Below are 18,649 nucleotides of genomic sequence, written 5' to 3' on the forward strand. Positions count from 1 at the left end.
TCCAAAATTTTGTTTCGTTCACCAACTCAAGGTTAGCTACTAAAAACTTTATTGATTACGTTTTGCTTGTTCAGTTTTCAAGGTTCATTTCGTTGTCGCTTTATTTCAACAACTTTTATAGTATAACATTTTTTCATTTTCGTTGTCAACTCTTTTTTTCTAGAAGTTTTTTTAACTTCTTTTCTAAAAGTGACAACTCTTATATAATATCAATCTAGGATTTAAATGTCAACATCTTTTTCGATGATTTTTTCAATCCGTTTTATTTCTTGCGTCGTCTTAACGACAAGTAATAATTTATCATGATTCCAATACAATCGCAAGTGTTTTTCGCTATAAAATTATCTTTTTTTATAAAAATAGAATTAGAAAGCTATTTTACGTTTTTTCGAGCACTTATTAATTCTTATAATCTTCTAGCTATCACTTTATTTGTTTTACTATACATCCCCTTCTCATAAATCTCAACAAACTAAATAAGAAGAAATCAAAATAAAGCCTTTTTAAAGAACACTTTCTCAAGCTTCCCTTGAAAAAGCATCAACGATCACACACACATTGTAACGCGTCATTGCCCTTACAAATTACTCAATCGCGAAAAAAAAGGAGCCAAAGTGATTCTCCTGCACCTCGACTCCTACTTATTCATGTTTGTTACTTCTTTACCTTTATTGTTCTGCTACAAAATAACAAGGAAAAGAAATCCGAATAAGATACAATAATATGTTCCCTTTTCAAACGCAGTTTGTTTTTTAAACTTAAATCTAAAAATCTACTAAGTTAATTAATTATTTTGTCCCTCGACTATATCTAGGCACCAAGTGAAATTATCCCACGCCGAATACCAGCCGCTGAAAATTTCAGAGGAATCATCCCAACGGACATCGAATTTCTTCTGACCATCTACATCCACTAAATATAAAGTAAGAGTTGGGTCCGACTTAGAAACCGCTAATTTCATACCATGTTCAAGCTCTTCTTCAGTTAACAGGACATCTGAAACTGATCGTACTTGTGCCTGTTCAAATACTTGTTTGTTAAAGATTTTATAATTCATTATAAGCCTCCAATAAAACTTTTGATAATGTCTATTTCTATTTAATCTGCAAATTATAGAACTCTAAAAGTATACCTTATATTCATTCATCATTTAAATACTCTACTTAATTCTTTCTAATTTATTTCATCACAGAAGATGCAAAACAGGAGTCTTAGTGCTTCTTCTGCACCTCGACTCCTGCTTTTTCAAGATAACCTTTTAAAACTACTATTTAGTAGTATGGCGCATTGTTGGGAATAATAATACGTCGCGAATTGATGGTGAATTTGTAAGAAGCATGATTAAACGGTCGATACCAATACCTAATCCACCTGTTGGAGGCATACCGTATTCTAATGCTTCAATGAAATCATTGTCCATTTCGTGTGCTTCATCATTACCAGCTGCTTTTTCAGCTAACTGAGCTTCAAAGCGCTCACGTTGGTCAATTGGATCATTTAGTTCTGTAAAGGCATTTGCATGCTCGCGTCGAACGATAAATAGTTCGAAACGGTCAGTGAAACGCTCGTCCTCTGGATTTTTCTTTGCTAGAGGTGAGATTTCTACTGGATGACCATAAACAAATGTAGGCTGAACAAGAGTCTCCTCAATCTTATGCTCGAAGAACTCGTTAATAATATGTCCTACTTCATGAGTTTCTTTAACTTCTACTCCATGTTCTTTAGCAAGTGCTTGAGCTTGCTCCTTAGTCATAGGTTGCCAGAAGTCTACACCTGTAGCTTCTTTTACTGCATCCACCATATGAACTCGTTTCCAGCCTACAGCAAGATTAATTTCATCTTCACCGTATTGTACTGTAGTAGCACCTAAAACTTCTTGAGCTACATGAGCAATAAGGTTCTCTGTTAGAGACATAATATCTTTGTAGTCTGCATAAGCTTCATACAGCTCAATCATTGTGAATTCAGGATTGTGACGTGTTGAAATCCCTTCATTTCGGAAAACACGACCAATTTCATATACTTTCTCTAGTCCACCAACAATTAGACGTTTCAAATGCAGTTCGATTGCAATACGCATATATAATTCCATATCAAGTGCATTATGGTGTGTAATAAACGGACGAGCCGCTGCACCACCAGCAATTGTATGAAGCATTGGTGTTTCTACTTCTAAATATCCTGCATTATCTAAATAATTGCGAATAGCACGGATAATTTTAGAACGTGTAATGAATGTTGTTTTACTATCCTCATTCGTCATTAAATCTAAATAACGTTGACGGTAACGTTGTTCAACATCTTGTAAGCCATGGAATTTTTCTGGCATAGGGCGTAAAGCTTTTGATAGGAATGTAAATCCTTCAGCTTTTACTGAAAGCTCTCCTACTTGTGTTCGGAATACATTACCACGAATACCTACGATATCGCCTAGATCAGCTTGTTTAAATAATTCATATGCTTCTTCGCCAACATGATCCTGACGAACGTAAATTTGAATTTGGCCACCTAAATCTTGAATATGTGCAAAGCCAGCTTTTCCTTTACCGCGTTTCGTCATAATACGACCCGCAATAACTACTTCTTGAAGGTTTTCTTCTAGCTGCTCTTTTGTTTGATCTGCAAATTGTTCACGTACTTCTGTTGATAAATGCGTACGTTCAAAACGACTACCAAATGGATCTTGACCATTTTCTCGAATAGCCGTCATTTTTTGACGTCTCACCAAAAGCTGATCATTTAATTCTTCTATGTTTGACACTTGTTTCACTCCTTATAAAATTGTCCGCGTTGCATTTACGTCCATAATATTTCTATTGTACACAATTTTATTGCTGTAATCATCTGTTTCGATTTAATTTCCACAAGAGAATAAATGATTAATAATTCTAAAAATTAAAGTTGATAAAAAAATAGACGTCTCAAAACGAACCATGAGACGCCTCTTCAATTTAATCAATTTAACTTCTTTCAGCGGATGTTCGGACACCTGCTGAAAGAAGTTAAATAATTAGTTCTTTTGCTTCCGGTACTATTAATTTAGATTCAAGCTCTTCATAGTCTTGTACAAGTCCATTTAATAGTGCACGAAGCTCTGCCGCAGTTTCTGTTTGGTTAATCGCATTACGCGCCTTACCATTACCGCGAATACCTTTTAAATACCATGAAGCATGTTTACGCATTTCACGTACTGCCACACCTTCTCCTTTTAATTGCATAAGGCGTTCAAAGTGAAGTAAACACACATCAATTTTTTCACGTACACTTGGTTCTTCCTTTAACTCACCAGTTTCAAGGTATTGAACAGTACGATAAATCATCCATGGATTACCTAGAGCAGCGCGTCCAATCATTACTGCATCCACCCCAGTAGTATCAAGCATGCGTTTTGCATCTTGAGGAGTTTCTACATCACCATTACCAAGCACAGGGATTTTTACGTTTTCCTTCACTTGACGAATGATATCCCAATTTGCTTTTCCTTCGTACATTTGTACACGTGTACGTCCATGAACAGCTATTGCTGAAGCACCAGCGCGTTCGGCAGCTTGTGCGTTCTCAACAGCAAAAATATGCTCGTCATCCCAACCAATACGCATTTTTACGCTGACAGGTTTTTTTACTGCATCTACAACAGCCGCTACCATTTCATATAATTTATTAGGATCTAAAAGTAAACGAGCGCCCGCTTCACATTTAATAATTTTATTAACTGGGCAGCCCATATTAATATCAATAATATCGGCAGTTGTGTTTTCATCTACATACTTGGCCGCTTCTACTAGTGTTGCCTTATCACCACCAAAAATTTGCAATGAAAGTGGATTTTCACGCTCATCGATATAAAGCATGCCTAGTGTTTTTTCGTTCTTCTGGACAATCCCTTTATCACTAATCATTTCTGCATATACTAGCCCTGCTCCGAACTCCTTAACAGTTAAACGGAAAGCAGAGTTACAGATTCCTGCCATTGGCGCTAATACGACACGGTTGTCCATGACTATATCGCCAATTTGAAACGGCTTCTCAGTTGTCTGACTCAACGATGTTTTCCCCCTTCTATAGGTTTTCACCTATTTCTATATATATCTATCGTAAATGCAATACAATTAAATATGCCTCGGCATAATTGCGTCCGGAGGCTTTAATTTAAGGATTAGAAACTTAATTAACAGACTGCATAATTTTCAGCTCTGCTGATGCTTGCCATAAAGTTACGCCTTCCTCTTCACAATCCACCTGTTGCATTATACCATGTGCCCTTTGCAGCTGTTTTCCTACTGGTGCAGGCGTAATTTCTATCAGTGGTACTAATACGAAAGCTCGCTCGTACATTCTTGGATGTGGAACAATTAAGCTCTCTGTTTCAATATTTTCGTGATTGTAGAGCAAAATGTCAAGGTCAATGATTCGTGGGCCCCATCGAAATTCACGAACCCGCCCTAGTTCACTTTCAACCCATTGGCAAATTTTCAGCATGTCGGCAGATGAATAACTCGTTTTAATATAAACAGCAATATTTAAAAAGTCTGCTTGGTCAGTGTACCCGACAGCAGCTGTTTCATAAACTGAAGAAATGTGTACAACTTCAATTCCCTCTTCGCCCTTTAAAAGTTTAACAGCATGCTGTAGGTTTTCTAACCGATCTCCCATATTTGTACCAATCGATAAATACACATCATTCATTAGTATTCACCTCTCGTTACCTCTACCGATACTTCTTTATAATAGCCATGGATCGGTGGGTCTGGTTTAATAAGCTCCACGCGAACTCCTTTAACCTTTTCTGCATATGTCTCTAAAATACTGTTGGCTATTTTTAATACAAGTGCTTCAATAAGCTTGAACGGCTCACCTTCTACGATATCACGGCATAACGCATAAACCTCTGCATAGTTTACCGTATAATTTAAGTCATCAGTCTCGCCAGCCTTTGTCATATCTACAGCAAGTGAAACATTCGCTCGGAAGCGTTGACCGAGTGTTGTTTCAGCTGCTAAAACACCGTGATAGCCGTAAAATTGCATATCCTTTAAATGAATATAGTCCATTACGCTTCCTCCTTATACGTACGCTTACCAACTAAAATATCAGCCATATGTGTAGCTCGCGCCATTTCTTTTACATCATGTACACGAATCATATGACAGCCTTTTTCAATACCGTAAACAACTGTTGCTCCTGTACCTTCTATACGCTCCTCGACAGGTAGCTGTAAGACATTACCAATCATTGATTTACGTGAAGTCGCTAGCAAAACAGGATAACTCATCGCTACTAAATCCTCTAAATGCTGCATCATTTCTATATTTTGAGCGGTAGTTTTCGCAAAGCCTATGCCCGGATCTAAAATAATATGATGATCCGGTACACCTGCATTCCGGGCAATAGCAATACTCTTCTCTAAGTCGGCTTTTGCCATCACCCAGAAATCAGCACCATAATCAGTGTTATCTCGATTATGCATTAGAATAATCGGTACATTTAAATCTGCAGCAACCTGAGCAATCTCGGGCTCAGCCTTTGCTCCCCAAATATCATTAATAATATGTGCACCCGCTTCAATGGCTGCGCGCGCTACGTTCGCTTTATACGTATCAACCGAAATAATTGCTGGTACCTCAGTTGCTAACGCTTGAATAACCGGTATAATTCGTGCGATTTCATCCTCATCGGAAATACGTTCATAACCTGGCCGTGTTGATTCTCCACCAACATCAATAATTTTAGCACCCTCAGCTACCATTTTTTTTGCTTGTGCAACAGCAGCTTCTACTTTATTGTACTTTCCCCCATCTGAAAATGAATCTGGTGTAACATTTAAAATACCCATCACAAAAGTTTCTGTTGTATAGTCTAACGTGATACCGTTTATAGTTAATGGTGTTGTATATTTTTCTAGCATGTTAACTCTCCTTCTATTCTTGTTCCACTTCATTGATAAATGCTTCATGTAAACGCGAATAAACAGGCCCTTTACTGCCTAATAACTGCTTGCTCTCTAAGTTAAGAATCGGAACAAGTTCTTGTACAGAGTTGGTAATAAAGCACTCTGAGCTTTGCTCTACATCCTCTCTAGTAAAGAAACCTTCTTTTACCTTAATCCCTAGAGATTGTGCTCGCTCTATTACCCACGCTCGGATAATTCCAGGTAAAATACCAGTCTCTAAGGAAGGCGTATATAGTATATCATTTTTCACCCAAAAGATATTTGATGTTACACCTTCAGCAACAAAGCCACCTTCCGTTAAAAAGAAGCCCTCTTGTTGCGCCAGAGATGGCATCTCAAACCGCCCAAGAACGTTATTGCCATAATGATGTGATTTCACTCGAAGCCCTTTTTCAGGAGTATTACGCGGTGTTACAAGCCATTGTGCGTTTTTTTCCATACCTCGAGGTGTATCATGTAATTCTTTGCGAAAAACAATAACATTCGGTTGTCTATATGCAGCAGGCTGTAAACCGATACTATGCTCTCCAGCTGAGACATTTATACGAAAATACCCATCCTGTCCATTGGCCTGTTCATTTAACAGCTGAACAACCTTCAGTAAATCCCCGTCAGTATACGGCATATGAATACGATATTGAGAAAGCGCGGTTTGCAGCCTTCCCATATGTGCTTCCCAGCAAAACACCTTGCCCTTATACGTTCTGAACGTTTCAAAAAAGCCTAACCCATATAAAAATCCATGATCAAATGGTGAAATGCGCATATCCTGCGCCGCTATATAGTCTCCATTCATCCAGCACAGCATTTACTTCGCTCCCTCAACATACAAATCTATAAACTGGCGTAGAAGCTTTTTACCTTGCTCCGTCATAATCGATTCAGGATGGTATTGCACTCCCTCAATTGGATAGTCCTTATGACAAATGCCCATAATTTCGCCTTCTTCTGTCCATGCCGTCACTTCAAAACATGCCGGTAACGTTTCCTTCTCTACAATTAAGGAGTGGTAACGAGTAGCTTCAAATGGATTTGGCATCCCCTTATGCAAACCTATTTCAGCATGTAACACAGGTGATGTTTTACCATGCATCAAACGCTCAGCTCGTATAACATTCCCTCCGAAGACTTGAGCGATGGCTTGATGGCCAAGGCAAACTCCTAAAATCGGAATATTTCCCGCGAAATACTTAATAATGTTCAGACTTTCACCCGCTTCATTTGGGCTACATGGCCCTGGAGAAATGACAATCATGTCTGGTGCAAGCTGCTCAATATCTTTCACCGTCAATACATCATTTCTTTTTACCACTAATTCATGACCAAATTCCCCAAAATACTGTACTAGGTTATACGTAAAAGAATCGTAGTTATCAACCATTAAAATCATTTTGCTCGCTCCTCTGCCATTGCCTTTGCCTGCCACATCGCCTTCGCTTTATTTAAAGATTCTTGGTATTCTCTTTCCGGAACAGAATCAATAACAATACCTGCTCCTGCCTGAATATGCGCTATTCCATCTTTAACAAATGCTGTACGAATAACAATATTAAATTCCATATCCCCTGTGAAGCCTAACCAGCCAATTGAACCCGTGTATAACCCTCGTCTTACTGGTTCTAATTCTTCAATAATCTCCATCGTACGAATTTTCGGTGCACCTGTTATTGTTCCACCTGGGAACATGGCGCGGATAACGTCTGCATTTGTTTTCCCTTCAGCTATTTCTCCTCGTACATTGGAAACAATGTGCATTACGTGTGAATAGCGTTCAATCACCATGAACTCATCTACTTCAACCGTCCCATATGTAGATACTCTTCCTAAATCATTACGCTCTAAATCAACAAGCATTACATGTTCAGCACGTTCCTTATCGTTATCAATCAATTCCTGTGCTAATGCTAAATCCTCTGTCTCCGATTTCCCTCTTGGTCGTGTACCAGCAATCGGTCGAGTAGACAACTCTTTACCATGACGCTTCACCAATAGCTCTGGTGAACCAGAAACGACAGCAAAATCGGGTGCTTCTATATAAGCCATGTAGGGTGAAGGATTAAATGCACGTAACGCTTCATATACATCCATTGCAGTTGCGTTTAACTTTTTGGATTGACGTACCGACAAATTCACTTGAAATACATCACCTTGCGCTATGTATGTTTGGATTTTACTTACCGCTTCCTCAAAAGCAGTCCCAGCAAATGATACTAACAATTCACTTTCGTCATTTACTATTTCTACAGCGCTTGTTTTTTCAAATTTACGTGTAAGCAATCCTTCTTGCACTGCCCCTTGCCACACATTAGCCCATTCTTCCAAATCTACATGACAATCAGCTAGCTTCATAAGCGTTACTTTATTGGTTTTCACATCGTGTACTGCCCAGCAATCAAATATATAAAAATAGATATCTGGTATCTGTAAATCATCTACAGCAGTATTAGGTAACACTTCAATTTTACGAGCATAATCGTATGTAACAAACCCGATAGCTCCACCTTGAAAAACAGGAAGCTCCGCATTATATGAAATGTGATAGTTCTCCACTAATTTCTCTAACAAAGCAAGAGGTTCACCGATTAAATTTTCAGTCTCACCATTTCTCCACTTTACAAGCAAACCATTTTCGACCGATTGAGCTGTAGCTAGCGGATTCCAAGCAGCTATTGTAAAATGTCCCCCGCGTCCACTTTCTAAAAATACATGTGCGTGTTCTGCTTCTGTTTGCTTCTTATAACTATAAAAAAACGAGTCTGCATCCATCGATATTGTTTTCGTTAGTATTGTCTTCAAGTTGCTATTCCCCTTTAAGTCATATGATGTGATTCCATCTTAACTTGAATATTGCCTGGAAGCGAATATTTTTCAATAGTCTCGATCAATTTAATTGCTGAATATTTCTACATCAGAACCATTAAGCCCAATTCCACTAAAGCATCCGTTTATACTCGACAAGCGACCTCTAGGATGTAGCGTTTTAGCCTAGACGAAAACTATAGCCTTGGTTATCCATAACTTAAATATCTATAAATTCATTAACAAATAAAAAGGCTCCTCGTTAAAGGAGCCTTGACGTACAAATAATTAGATTAGTCTTCGAATTGATATAAAGGTGTTGATAAATAACGTTCCCCATTAGAAGGTACGATTGCAAGAACATTTGAGCCCTTACCTAAACGTTTTGCTGCCTCAATAGCAACGTGAATAGCTGCACCTGATGAAATACCGCATAAGATGCCTTCTTCACGTGCTACTTTACGAGCTACCTCGAAAGCAATCTCATTTTCGACTGGGAATACAGCAGAGTATACATCTATATCTAATACTTCAGGTACGAAGCCAGCTCCGATACCTTGAATTTTATGAGGCCCTGGTTGACCGCCAGAAAGTACTGGTGAATCTTTTGGTTCAACAGCAATAATTTCAATATCTGGGTATTTCTCTTTTAGCACAGCACCTGCACCCGTAATTGTACCACCTGTACCAACACCAGCAACAAATGCATCTAGTTTCAAACCTTCAAAAGCTTCTACAATTTCTGGACCTGTTGTTAAACGGTGAACAACAGCATTAGCAGGGTTCGTGAATTGTTGTGGCAAGAAGTAGCCATGCTCAGCAGATAATTCCTCCGCCTTAGAAATTGCACCTTTCATACCTGCTGGTCCAGGTGTTAATACAAGCTCTGCACCATATGCACGTAATAAGTTGCGACGCTCTAAGCTCATTGTTTCTGGCATTACTAAAATAGCTTTATAGCCTTTAGCTGCAGCAATCATCGCAAGACCAATACCTGTATTTCCAGAAGTAGGCTCAATAATTGTACCACCTGGCTTTAATGTACCGTCTTTCTCAGCTGCTTCAATCATCGCTAAAGCTATACGGTCTTTCACTGAGCTGCCTGGGTTAAAGTATTCTAATTTTACATAAACAGTACCTTCATTTTCACCTGTTGCATGATTTAATTTAACAATTGGTGTTTTACCAACTAATTCGGCTACTGAGTTCGCTAATCTACTCATTTATCAATCCACTCCTAATCCCTACTAATTTTATAGGTTTTACTTATTTTGATTTTATCAATTTTTCCATTCGATTGTCAATAAATATAACTTATATTTTCAGAATATTTATTGCAACCAATCTAAACTAGGGTAAAAAAAATCCGCTCAATATCCTAGGGTAGCCTTTACTCTGTTGACGCTAAACGTCTGCAGGGGTTTCCCTGGCTCACTTTTCCCACAGATATCTTGCAGATTTTTCAAGCTCATTTTAGAGCAATCTGTTATTTACCTTTTTTCGCTTCTCCGTAATACCAAGTTGCATTGAATTCAGACCAAAACGATTCCGGTGTAACATGTTGTGGCAATTGCTCTAACGCAAGCTCACGTTCAATATGTTCTTTCACATCGTCATATGTAAAGGATTGTCCTTCTGTTATCTCTTGAACTTGTACAATTCCATAATGACCGTTAGCAAGTTTAAATGCTTTACTAACCTCTTCTGCTTTTAAAGCCTTCACTGCTTTTAAAATGGCTGGATCGACATTTTCCTGTTTTTCAGTTAGGAAACCAATATCTCCGCCTAAGCTAGCTGACGCACTGTCTACTGATATTTCACGTGCTAACACCGAAAAATCAGAGGCATCTTTCATTTCACTTAATGCTTCCTCAGCAGCTTTTTTTGAATCCACTTCTATAAAATTCGTACGATAGCTTGTTTTTGTATTGTACAGCGCCTGATTTTCTTCATAATATTTTTCAATACTACCTTCTTTTATAACCACATCTTTTGTCAGTACCTTATCCAAAATAAGCTGTGAGCGTATTTTTTGTCGCAGTTGCTCGGACGAAAGGTTTTGCATTGCAGTATCAAATTTATCTTGAGCAGAACGCATTAAGGATAATTCTAAATCAATCTCCTTATCCGATACTTGTATTTTAAACTTTTTAGCTGCCTTTTCCATCACAGATTCATTCACTAAGTTTTGTAGCGTCTCTTTACCATAGCGTTCTTCCATGGCAACCATCCACTCTTGACGTGTAATAATATCCCCGTCAACGGTAGCGACTTGCTCGTCGCTACCAATTTCCTGGTCTTTATTAGGGATTAACCAAGCAATAACCCATAAAATATTTCCTAATAATAAGATTGCAATAACTGTTAAAGCAGGTTTTGTCTTAAGACGGCGTTGCAATAAGGGCGTTTGGTTGGGTGTTACAGCGGATAAAGGTCGTCGATTACGCTTTGAGCTCATCTATAAATCCTTCTAACTCTTCTTTTGAGAAATGGTATGTTTCTAAACAGAAGTGACATTGCGCTTCTGCTTCTCCATCCTCTTCAATCATTTCTCGAATTTCCTGTGTCCCTAACCCTAAAATCGCTGCACCAAATCGCTCTTTTGAACATTGACATTTAAATTCTACAGGCATGGAATCTAAAATTTGTAGATGACCTTTTCCTAATACAGCTTCTAAAATTTGCTCCGGTGTAAAACCTTTTTCAATCATTTTTGAAACAGGCTCTAAAGAAGCAAGATGCTGCTCAATTTCATTGATTGTCTCTTCATCACAGCCTGGCATTAATTGAAGGATAAAGCCACCAGCTGCAAGAATTGTGTTATCAGGATTTACTAAAACTCCTAATCCAACTGATGAAGGCACTTGCTCTGACGTAGCGAAATAGTAAGTAAAGTCCTCAGCAATTTCACCTGATACAATTGGTGTTTGTCCAGAGAACATGTCTCTCAAGCCAAGATCTTTTACGATTGTTAATGCACCCTCTGATCCAACACCTGCTCGAACATCAAGCTTACCGTGCTCGTTTAAATCGAAATGAACGTGAGGATTTGTTACAAAGCCACGTACTTCACCATGCGCGTTACTGTCAATTACCATTGGACCGATTGGACCGTTACCCTCAATTTTAACAGTGATTTTTTCCTCACCTTTTAACATGGCACCCATCATCACCGCAGCAGTCATAGAACGACCAAGGGCTGCCGACACAACTGGCCATGTATTATGACGACGTTGCGCTTCTCCTACAGTTGCTGTTGTACAAGCTGCAAAAACACGAACCTGTCCGTTGAACCCTAAACCTCGTACTAAATAGTCTTTCATAAATGGAATGTCCCTCATTTCTTATTGATTGCGTTTATATAGCTTATATAAGCCTTTTAATGTTAAAAACGGGTCAACTACATCAATAGCTTGCGTCTCCCCAGCAATTAAATTTGCTAATCCTCCAGTAGCAATTACTAAAGGCTCTTCCTTACTTTGTGCTTTCATGCGATTTACAATTCCCTCAACTTGTCCAACAAATCCATAAAAAATTCCGGCCTGCATCGCAGATACGGTTGTCTTTCCAACAATATGTGTAGAGCGCAATATTTCAATACGCGGCAATCTAGCTGCCTGTGTATAGAGCGCCTCCGTTGAAATCGAAATACCCGGAGCGATAGCACCGCCCATATAATCGCCCTTTTCGTTTAAGTAACAATATGTTGTGGCAGTACCAAAATCAACAATAATCAGTGGTGCTTTATAAACATCAAGAGCTGCAATAGCGTTCACTATGCGGTCTGAACCAACTTCACGTGGGTTTTCATATTTAATATTCAATCCTGTTCTCACACCTGGTCCTACAACGAGCGGTTTTTTACGAAAATACTTTTGACACATCGCTTCTAATGAAAACATTATTGGTGGTACAACAGAGGATATAATAATGCCTGTAACCTGTTCAAATGAAATGCCTGCATGATTAAAGAAAGATAAAACTTGCATTGCGTATTCATCTTCTGTTTTATGAAGGTCTGTCACCATACGCCAATGGAAGGCCAATTGATCGTTTTCATCATAGACACCTAATACGATATTCGAATTTCCCGCATCTAAAACTAAAATCATGATTGATGCCTCCTATTTATTGCCCCTCATCGTAATTGTACCTGTCACTATGTGATTGATACAACTAAAACAATGCATACTCATGCACAAAAAGTCATAATCAATTATGCCTCGGCATAATTGTTGCTGTCGCTTCGCTTTCACACAGATAAACAATGCGCCCGGAATAGGTTTTGTGCTTACCTAAAGAAGTTAAATCACTTTAGAAAATGATACCACATTTTTATTCCTATGAAATAGCATTCATGCTCACTCCAAAAAGGAGCTACCCTCATATTAGGTAGCTCCATTCATATTATTTTCAATTAAATCTTTTACCAAAACGTCAGGTTGATTTCCGTTCCGGTTGGGCGCTTTCCTAGGGGCGTCCGATGAGCCGCTGATCCCCAAGGAGTCGCCCAGCCTCCACTCCAATCAACTACTGTACATGGTATACATATTATCAAATGGCATATCCACTATTGGTTATGAGCCAAAATTAAATTTTTCTGGGTCTGGTCCGCAACGTAGTCCATCATTTAGTGCATCTAACTGGGACATTTCTTCCTCTGTTAATGCAAAGTCAAAGACCGTTAGATTTTCCGTCATACGTGCAGGAGTCATTGTTTTTGGAATAGTAACTACACCATGTTGCACATCATAGCGTAATACAATTTGCGCTGGTGTTTTGCCATATTTAGAAGCTAGCTGCTGAATCAATGATTCCTCTAATAAAGAACCATTCATTAGTGGTGACCATGCTTCTACCTGTATTCCTTTTTCCTTACAATAGGCACGAACTTCCTCTTGAGTTAAGTGCGGATGAAATTCAATTTGATTAATAACAGGAATAACTGATGTTTCCTTTAATAAATTTTCTAAATGGTGGACATGGAAATTACTAACACCAATTGAGCGTACGCGTCCATCCTGATAGATTTTTTCAAGCGCTTTATAAACATCAACATAATTTGTATCTATACCTGGCCAGTGAACTAAATATAAATCTAAATAATCTAATCCTAATTTCTCTAAACTACTATCATAAGCTGCAAGTGTTTCTTCATAGGAGAGTCCATCATTCCAAACCTTTGATGTTACAAATAGTTCTTCGCGTGTTACTAAACCCTCGTCAATCGCTGCACGAATTCCTCGTCCAACACTCTCTTCATTGCGATATACTTGAGCTGTATCAATGCTACGGTAACCTTTTGCAATAGCTGTTTTTACCGCCTCAGCCAAGTCATCCCCTTCAGGTACTCGAAAAACGCCATAGCCGATTAACGGCATTTCTAAACCATTATTCAATGTTACGTTTCCCACGTTTCAACACTCCTATCTATTTTGGTCCTAAAATATTTAAGAACCTATATACGCAGCTGCGTAATATAGGTTCTATCGTAATACCTAATACCGAAAAAAGGCAAAGAAAAAGACTGCTTACTAAAATCGTAAACAGTCTTTCCCATATTAATCACGCTTTTCATCGATACCTTTTGGTGTATCATTCGACTCTCTACCTTCTTTAGGTAAATCAGCTGTTGTTGGATCCGGCTCATTGCTAAGCAATTCTTTTTGAACAGCCTGTTCACCAACTACATCTAATATTGGTTGAGCTTCAGCTTTAGGAGCTTTTTCAACAACCTTTTCTACCTCTGGTTCCGGTAAGACACCGTGATCACGTAAATGCTCGATTTCTTGAGCATTCAATGTTTCTTTTTTCATTAATGTGTTAGCAATTAAATCAAGTAATCCACGTTTTTCAGTTAGGATTCGTTTAGTACGCGCATATTGAGAATCGATAATTTTTTGCATTTCCTTATCAATTTCATAAGCGATTGAATCAGAGTAGTTTTGATCTGAATTAAAGTCACGACCAAGGAATACATTCCCACCCTGACTTGAGCCAAACTGCATTGCACCAAGATTTTCACTCATACCATATTCAGTGACCATGGCACGTGCAATACTTGTTACCTTTTGGAAGTCATTATGTGCCCCAGTAGATACTTCACCAAGTACGATCTCCTCTGCCACACGACCACCAAGAAGTCCAGCAATACGGTCTAGTAGTTCTTGTTTTGTTGTGAAGAAACGTTCTTCCTTCGGTAACATAATCGCGTAACCTCCAGCTTGGCCACGAGGGACGATTGTTACTTTGTGTACTGTATCTGCTTCATCTAGCTCTAAACCAACAACTACGTGGCCGGCTTCATGGAAGGATACAAGTTTCTTCTCTTTCGCTGAGTAAACGCGGCTAGCTTTTGCTGGACCTGCAATTACTCGGTCAGATGCCTCATCGATATCTGCCATATTAATTGTACGTTTACTTTTACGAGCCGCTACAAGTGCAGCTTCATTTAACAAGTTCTCTAAGTCGGCACCTGAGAATCCAGGTGTACGTTGTGCAACAGCTGCTAAATCCACTGTATCCGCTAAAGGCTTGTTACGCGCATGTACTTTTAGAATCGCTTCACGACCTTTTACATCAGGGTGTCCTACTGTAATTTGACGGTCAAAACGACCAGGTCGTAATAACGCTTTATCTAAAATATCTGGGCGGTTTGTTGCAGCGATAATAATAATACCTTCGTTTGCCCCGAAACCATCCATTTCAACTAACAATTGGTTCAATGTTTGTTCACGCTCGTCATGGCCACCACCAAGACCTGCGCCACGTTGACGACCTACTGCATCAATCTCATCGATAAAGATGATACAAGGTGCATTTTTCTTTGCATTTTCAAATAAGTCACGAACACGTGATGCACCGACACCGACGAACATTTCTACGAAGTCAGAACCTGAAATCGAGAAGAACGGTACGCCTGCCTCACCTGCCACCGCTCGTGCAAGTAATGTTTTACCTGTACCAGGAGGCCCTACAAGTAAGATACCCTTTGGAATTCGAGCACCTATTTCAGTAAATTTACGGTGATCTTTTAAGAAGTCAACAACCTCTACAAGCTCTGCTTTCTCTTCATCAGCACCCGCTACATCTGTAAAACGAACTTTTTTCTTCTGATCGTCATAAAGTTTAGCTTTACTTTTACCAAAGCTCATCACTTTATTACCGCCACCTTGAGATTGACTCATTAGGAAGAAGAATAAGAAAATGATAATGATGAAAGGAATAATTCCTGTAAAGAACTGAATCCATCCACTTGTTTCTGGCGCTGTTAAATATTTAATATTACTATTCTTATCCTTAGCAGCCTCATCGATGCGGTCCATTAAAGATTGGTTTTCACGAGGGATATTCACCGTAAAGCTTTGCCCCTTTTCATACCCCTTCAATGTACCTTCAACGATGTATACTGATTTATCAGGTTGAATTGTAGCACTTGTTATTTCTTTCTTATCTAGAGCATCTTGAAACTCAGGATAAGTTAACTCTTTCGTTGGTGCTTTTCCACCATTGAAAGTACCAAATATACCGATAATCACTAAGAAAATCAGTAAATAGAATATGGTATATCGAAATATTCGATTCATCTCCAGCCTCCTCATTACAAACAGAAAAATTATAAGTAAAATCTTAACATATCATGATTTCATCATACAACGAAAAGCCCTACATAAAAAAAGTTTCGTGCGATTTTTGTCGAAATCGAAACATATTTATGCATTTATTTACTATGTTCCAGCGTTAGTATCCATTACTTCATTCAGAAACAATGTGCCTAGATTTTTTGATTTATGTTAAAAAAACCAAAAATCTATGCCCTTCGCTGGAGACTCTTACTTTTCATAGCTGGTGTTCTTTCGTTAACTTCTTACTTGTTAGAAAGAATAAACTGCTGGCTTTAAAATGCCGATATACGGTAAATTACGGTATTTTTCTGCGTAGTCTAAACCATACCCTACAACAAAACCGTCCGGTACTTTAAAACCAACATAATCAGCACCTAAGTCTACTTTACGACCTGATGGTTTATCTAACAAAGTAACGATTTTGATGGATTTTGCTTTGCGGTATTTAAATAAGTCAACTAAATAGCTTAGCGTTAAGCCACTATCAATGATATCCTCGATGATTAATACGTCACGCCCCTCAACGCTTGTATTTAAATCCTTTAGAATTTTAACTTCCCCTGATGAAACTGTAGCATTGCCGTAGCTAGAAACATCCATAAAATCTAGTTCAATGAAAGAATCGAAACGTTTCATCAAGTCTGTCATAAAAGGCATTGCCCCTTTTAAAACACCAACAGCTAACGGGAATGAATCTTTGTATTCCTCTGTCAATTGTGCTCCTAACTCAGCGATTCTTTCTTGTAATTGTTCTTCTGTAATCATAACTTTTTCGATGTCATTTTGTAACATAGCGATTCCTCCTCGTGTGTATAAAAAAATGTTCAACCATTTGTGGTGAAATTTTACAAAGACCTTAGTCTACGATGAGCACTGTATCATCGTTTGGTTGCGGAGAGATTGAAAAAAACATTCCCATACGCACACCAATTACCGCCACGACCTCATCAGAGTGAGAAATCAGTAACGGCCAGCTATTTCGCTCATTTAAAGGAATCTTTTCATCTATAAAAAGGCGAGATAAGCGCTTTGGCTGATCCATTCCTTTTAACAGTATTCTGTCCCCTTCCTTACGCGCCCTAACATAGAGTGGAAGTTTGAGTTTGCTAGCGTTAAAATAAAAAAGTTGTGCAGTATCCGTCAGCATTTCAGACGATAAATCAGGCAACTCGACTACGCATAAACGTTCACCATTCGTCAGTGTTGTCCACCCATTAGCAGTCGAAATAATCTTTTTCTCAGGAGAAGCTTGACCTTCTAATGGCTTTTTCTTCTGAATCGTTAATTTTCCGTATCGGCGAACTGCTATAAAATCTTCTGGCAAGTGAACTTCAGCATACCCTGCTGTCGTATCACAAAGCTTTGAAATCGAAGTCAATAAAGCATAACTTTGTATCGTATTAGAATCTTTGTAAAGATAGTTTAATAGTATTAAAATGAGCCTCCTTTGTAAAGCAAGTGGTACCAATTGAAGAGCCTTAATTTCCATGCTATATGTATTTCCGTCTATTCTTTTTACTGTTCTAGAAAATACATCCTTCGCCAATGTCATTAAATAGGCATCGTCTTCCTGCAATTGTTTTGTAAAATGGGTCACCTGCTCTGTTACTCGTGGGTTTTCTGCCTCCAACAAAGGCACCACATGATGTCTAAAACGATTGCGTACATAGGTGTCCTTAGCATTGCTAGCGTCTTCCCGATAATCTAAACCTTGCTTAAGTAAATATTCCCTTATTTCGAACTTTGTAACCGTTAAAAACGGACGAATTAATGTTTTTCCTTCAAAAATACGTTGTGAACGTATACCTTGCATACTATTTATCGTTGCATTTTTTGTCAGGGCCATTAATACTGACTCCAGTTGGTCGTCCGCATGATGTGCAGTTACAAGCTTACTAACATTTCTTTTTTCCATGACCTCTTTAAAATATTGATACCGTTCTCTACGACAAATAAGCTGTGTATTCCCATTTTCTAAAGCCATAATCTCTGGTATTGGAATTGCCTTAGCATATAAGTATACACCATACTCATCACAATATTTTTGGACAAAAGCTCTGTCCTCAGCAGATGCTTCACCTCTTAGCATATGATCCACATGTACGGCTTCTACCGTAATTCCCCATTGCTCTTTTGTTTTGACAAAATAATGGAGTAAAGCCATCGAATCCACTCCACCCGAAACGGCGATGAGAAGATGATCGTCTTGCTGTAATAATTGCTCTTCTTCGATAAATTTTTTGATCTTTAATTCAAGTGACAAACGCTTCTCCTC

General features: G+C 38.5%; 17 protein-coding genes. All 17 read right to left on the reverse strand.

The genetic code is table 11. From position 1 onward, the window contains the following. Positions 1–784: 784 nt before the first annotated feature. On the reverse strand, positions 785–1,057 hold the full coding sequence (locus ACIQLB_RS22615) for a hypothetical protein (protein ID WP_400730873.1): 273 nt from the start codon (positions 1,055–1,057) through the stop codon (positions 785–787). Positions 1,058–1,267: 210 nt separating this feature from the next. Then, positions 1,268–2,770, reverse strand: coding sequence for a lysine--tRNA ligase (lysS, locus tag ACIQLB_RS22620; RefSeq protein WP_400730875.1), 1,503 nt, complete (start codon positions 2,768–2,770; stop codon positions 1,268–1,270). A gap of 232 nt (positions 2,771–3,002) precedes the next feature. Further along, a complete protein-coding gene (dusB, locus tag ACIQLB_RS22625) occupies positions 3,003–4,043 on the reverse strand; it encodes a tRNA dihydrouridine synthase DusB (protein WP_400730876.1) in 1,041 nt (346 codons plus the stop codon). A gap of 121 nt (positions 4,044–4,164) precedes the next feature. Next, the gene (gene folK / locus ACIQLB_RS22630; RefSeq protein WP_400730877.1) at positions 4,165–4,686 is read right to left on the reverse strand and encodes a 2-amino-4-hydroxy-6-hydroxymethyldihydropteridine diphosphokinase; all 522 of its coding nucleotides are present in this window, start codon (positions 4,684–4,686) and stop codon (positions 4,165–4,167) included. Further along, positions 4,686–5,051, reverse strand: coding sequence for a dihydroneopterin aldolase (gene folB / locus ACIQLB_RS22635; RefSeq protein ID WP_400730878.1), 366 nt, complete (start codon positions 5,049–5,051; stop codon positions 4,686–4,688). The genes folK and folB overlap by 1 nt, the downstream gene beginning before the upstream one ends. Then, positions 5,051–5,905: a dihydropteroate synthase gene (gene folP / locus ACIQLB_RS22640; protein WP_400730879.1), complete on the reverse strand. Its 855-nt coding sequence runs from the start codon at positions 5,903–5,905 to the stop codon at positions 5,051–5,053. The genes folB and folP overlap by 1 nt, the downstream gene beginning before the upstream one ends. A gap of 13 nt (positions 5,906–5,918) precedes the next feature. Then, positions 5,919–6,758 carry an aminodeoxychorismate lyase gene (pabC, locus tag ACIQLB_RS22645; protein ID WP_400730880.1) on the reverse strand — a complete coding sequence of 280 codons (840 nt, stop codon included), beginning with the start codon at positions 6,756–6,758 and terminating at the stop codon, positions 5,919–5,921. After that, positions 6,759–7,340 carry an aminodeoxychorismate/anthranilate synthase component II gene (pabA, locus tag ACIQLB_RS22650; protein WP_400730881.1) on the reverse strand — a complete coding sequence of 194 codons (582 nt, stop codon included), beginning with the start codon at positions 7,338–7,340 and terminating at the stop codon, positions 6,759–6,761. Continuing rightward, positions 7,337–8,716, reverse strand: a complete 1,380-nt coding sequence (locus ACIQLB_RS22655) for an anthranilate synthase component I family protein (protein ID WP_400730936.1) — start codon at positions 8,714–8,716, stop codon at positions 7,337–7,339. The genes pabA and ACIQLB_RS22655 overlap by 4 nt, the downstream gene beginning before the upstream one ends. A 326-nt stretch (positions 8,717–9,042) precedes the next feature. Next, positions 9,043–9,972: a cysteine synthase A gene (gene cysK, locus ACIQLB_RS22660; RefSeq protein WP_400730883.1), complete on the reverse strand. Its 930-nt coding sequence runs from the start codon at positions 9,970–9,972 to the stop codon at positions 9,043–9,045. Between the two features lie 263 nt (positions 9,973–10,235). Then, positions 10,236–11,207 carry a peptidyl-prolyl cis-trans isomerase gene (locus ACIQLB_RS22665; protein ID WP_400730884.1) on the reverse strand — a complete coding sequence of 324 codons (972 nt, stop codon included), beginning with the start codon at positions 11,205–11,207 and terminating at the stop codon, positions 10,236–10,238. Beyond that, positions 11,191–12,072 (reverse strand): Hsp33 family molecular chaperone HslO, encoded by an 882-nt coding sequence (gene hslO, locus ACIQLB_RS22670; protein ID WP_400730885.1) that lies wholly within the window; start codon positions 12,070–12,072, stop codon positions 11,191–11,193. The genes ACIQLB_RS22665 and hslO overlap by 17 nt, the downstream gene beginning before the upstream one ends. A 21-nt stretch (positions 12,073–12,093) precedes the next feature. Next, positions 12,094–12,861 (reverse strand): type III pantothenate kinase, encoded by a 768-nt coding sequence (locus ACIQLB_RS22675; protein ID WP_400730886.1) that lies wholly within the window; start codon positions 12,859–12,861, stop codon positions 12,094–12,096. 465 nt (positions 12,862–13,326) lie between these two features. Further along, positions 13,327–14,163, reverse strand: a complete 837-nt coding sequence (locus ACIQLB_RS22680; protein ID WP_400730888.1) for an aldo/keto reductase — start codon at positions 14,161–14,163, stop codon at positions 13,327–13,329. Between the two features lie 147 nt (positions 14,164–14,310). Next, positions 14,311–16,335, reverse strand: coding sequence for an ATP-dependent zinc metalloprotease FtsH (ftsH, locus tag ACIQLB_RS22685; protein ID WP_400730889.1), 2,025 nt, complete (start codon positions 16,333–16,335; stop codon positions 14,311–14,313). Positions 16,336–16,623: 288 nt separating this feature from the next. After that, positions 16,624–17,166 carry a hypoxanthine phosphoribosyltransferase gene (hpt, locus tag ACIQLB_RS22690; protein ID WP_400730890.1) on the reverse strand — a complete coding sequence of 181 codons (543 nt, stop codon included), beginning with the start codon at positions 17,164–17,166 and terminating at the stop codon, positions 16,624–16,626. Positions 17,167–17,230: 64 nt separating this feature from the next. Beyond that, the gene (gene tilS / locus ACIQLB_RS22695) at positions 17,231–18,637 is read right to left on the reverse strand and encodes a tRNA lysidine(34) synthetase TilS (RefSeq protein WP_400730892.1); all 1,407 of its coding nucleotides are present in this window, start codon (positions 18,635–18,637) and stop codon (positions 17,231–17,233) included. Positions 18,638–18,649 lie beyond the last annotated feature (12 nt).

Source organism: Lysinibacillus sp. NPDC092081, assembly GCF_044755845.1.
In the GTDB taxonomy this organism is placed as follows: Bacteria; Bacillota; Bacilli; order Bacillales_A; family Planococcaceae; genus Lysinibacillus.

Coding starts and splice junctions, on each gene's coding strand:
- ACIQLB_RS22615 (WP_400730873.1), bottom strand. CDS start 1,057: ATGAATTATAAAATCTTTAACAAACAAGTATTTGAACAGGCACAAGTA.
- folK (WP_400730877.1), bottom strand. CDS start 4,686: ATGAATGATGTGTATTTATCGATTGGTACAAATATGGGAGATCGGTTA.
- folB (WP_400730878.1), bottom strand. CDS start 5,051: ATGGACTATATTCATTTAAAGGATATGCAATTTTACGGCTATCACGGT.
- folP (WP_400730879.1), bottom strand. CDS start 5,905: ATGCTAGAAAAATATACAACACCATTAACTATAAACGGTATCACGTTA.
- pabC (WP_400730880.1), bottom strand. CDS start 6,758: ATGCTGTGCTGGATGAATGGAGACTATATAGCGGCGCAGGATATGCGC.
- pabA (WP_400730881.1), bottom strand. CDS start 7,340: ATGATTTTAATGGTTGATAACTACGATTCTTTTACGTATAACCTAGTA.
- ACIQLB_RS22655 (WP_400730936.1), bottom strand. CDS start 8,716: ATGGATGCAGACTCGTTTTTTTATAGTTATAAGAAGCAAACAGAAGCA.
- cysK (WP_400730883.1), bottom strand. CDS start 9,972: ATGAGTAGATTAGCGAACTCAGTAGCCGAATTAGTTGGTAAAACACCA.
- ACIQLB_RS22665 (WP_400730884.1), bottom strand. CDS start 11,207: ATGAGCTCAAAGCGTAATCGACGACCTTTATCCGCTGTAACACCCAAC.
- hslO (WP_400730885.1), bottom strand. CDS start 12,072: ATGAAAGACTATTTAGTACGAGGTTTAGGGTTCAACGGACAGGTTCGT.
- ACIQLB_RS22675 (WP_400730886.1), bottom strand. CDS start 12,861: ATGATTTTAGTTTTAGATGCGGGAAATTCGAATATCGTATTAGGTGTC.
- ftsH (WP_400730889.1), bottom strand. CDS start 16,335: ATGAATCGAATATTTCGATATACCATATTCTATTTACTGATTTTCTTA.
- hpt (WP_400730890.1), bottom strand. CDS start 17,166: ATGTTACAAAATGACATCGAAAAAGTTATGATTACAGAAGAACAATTA.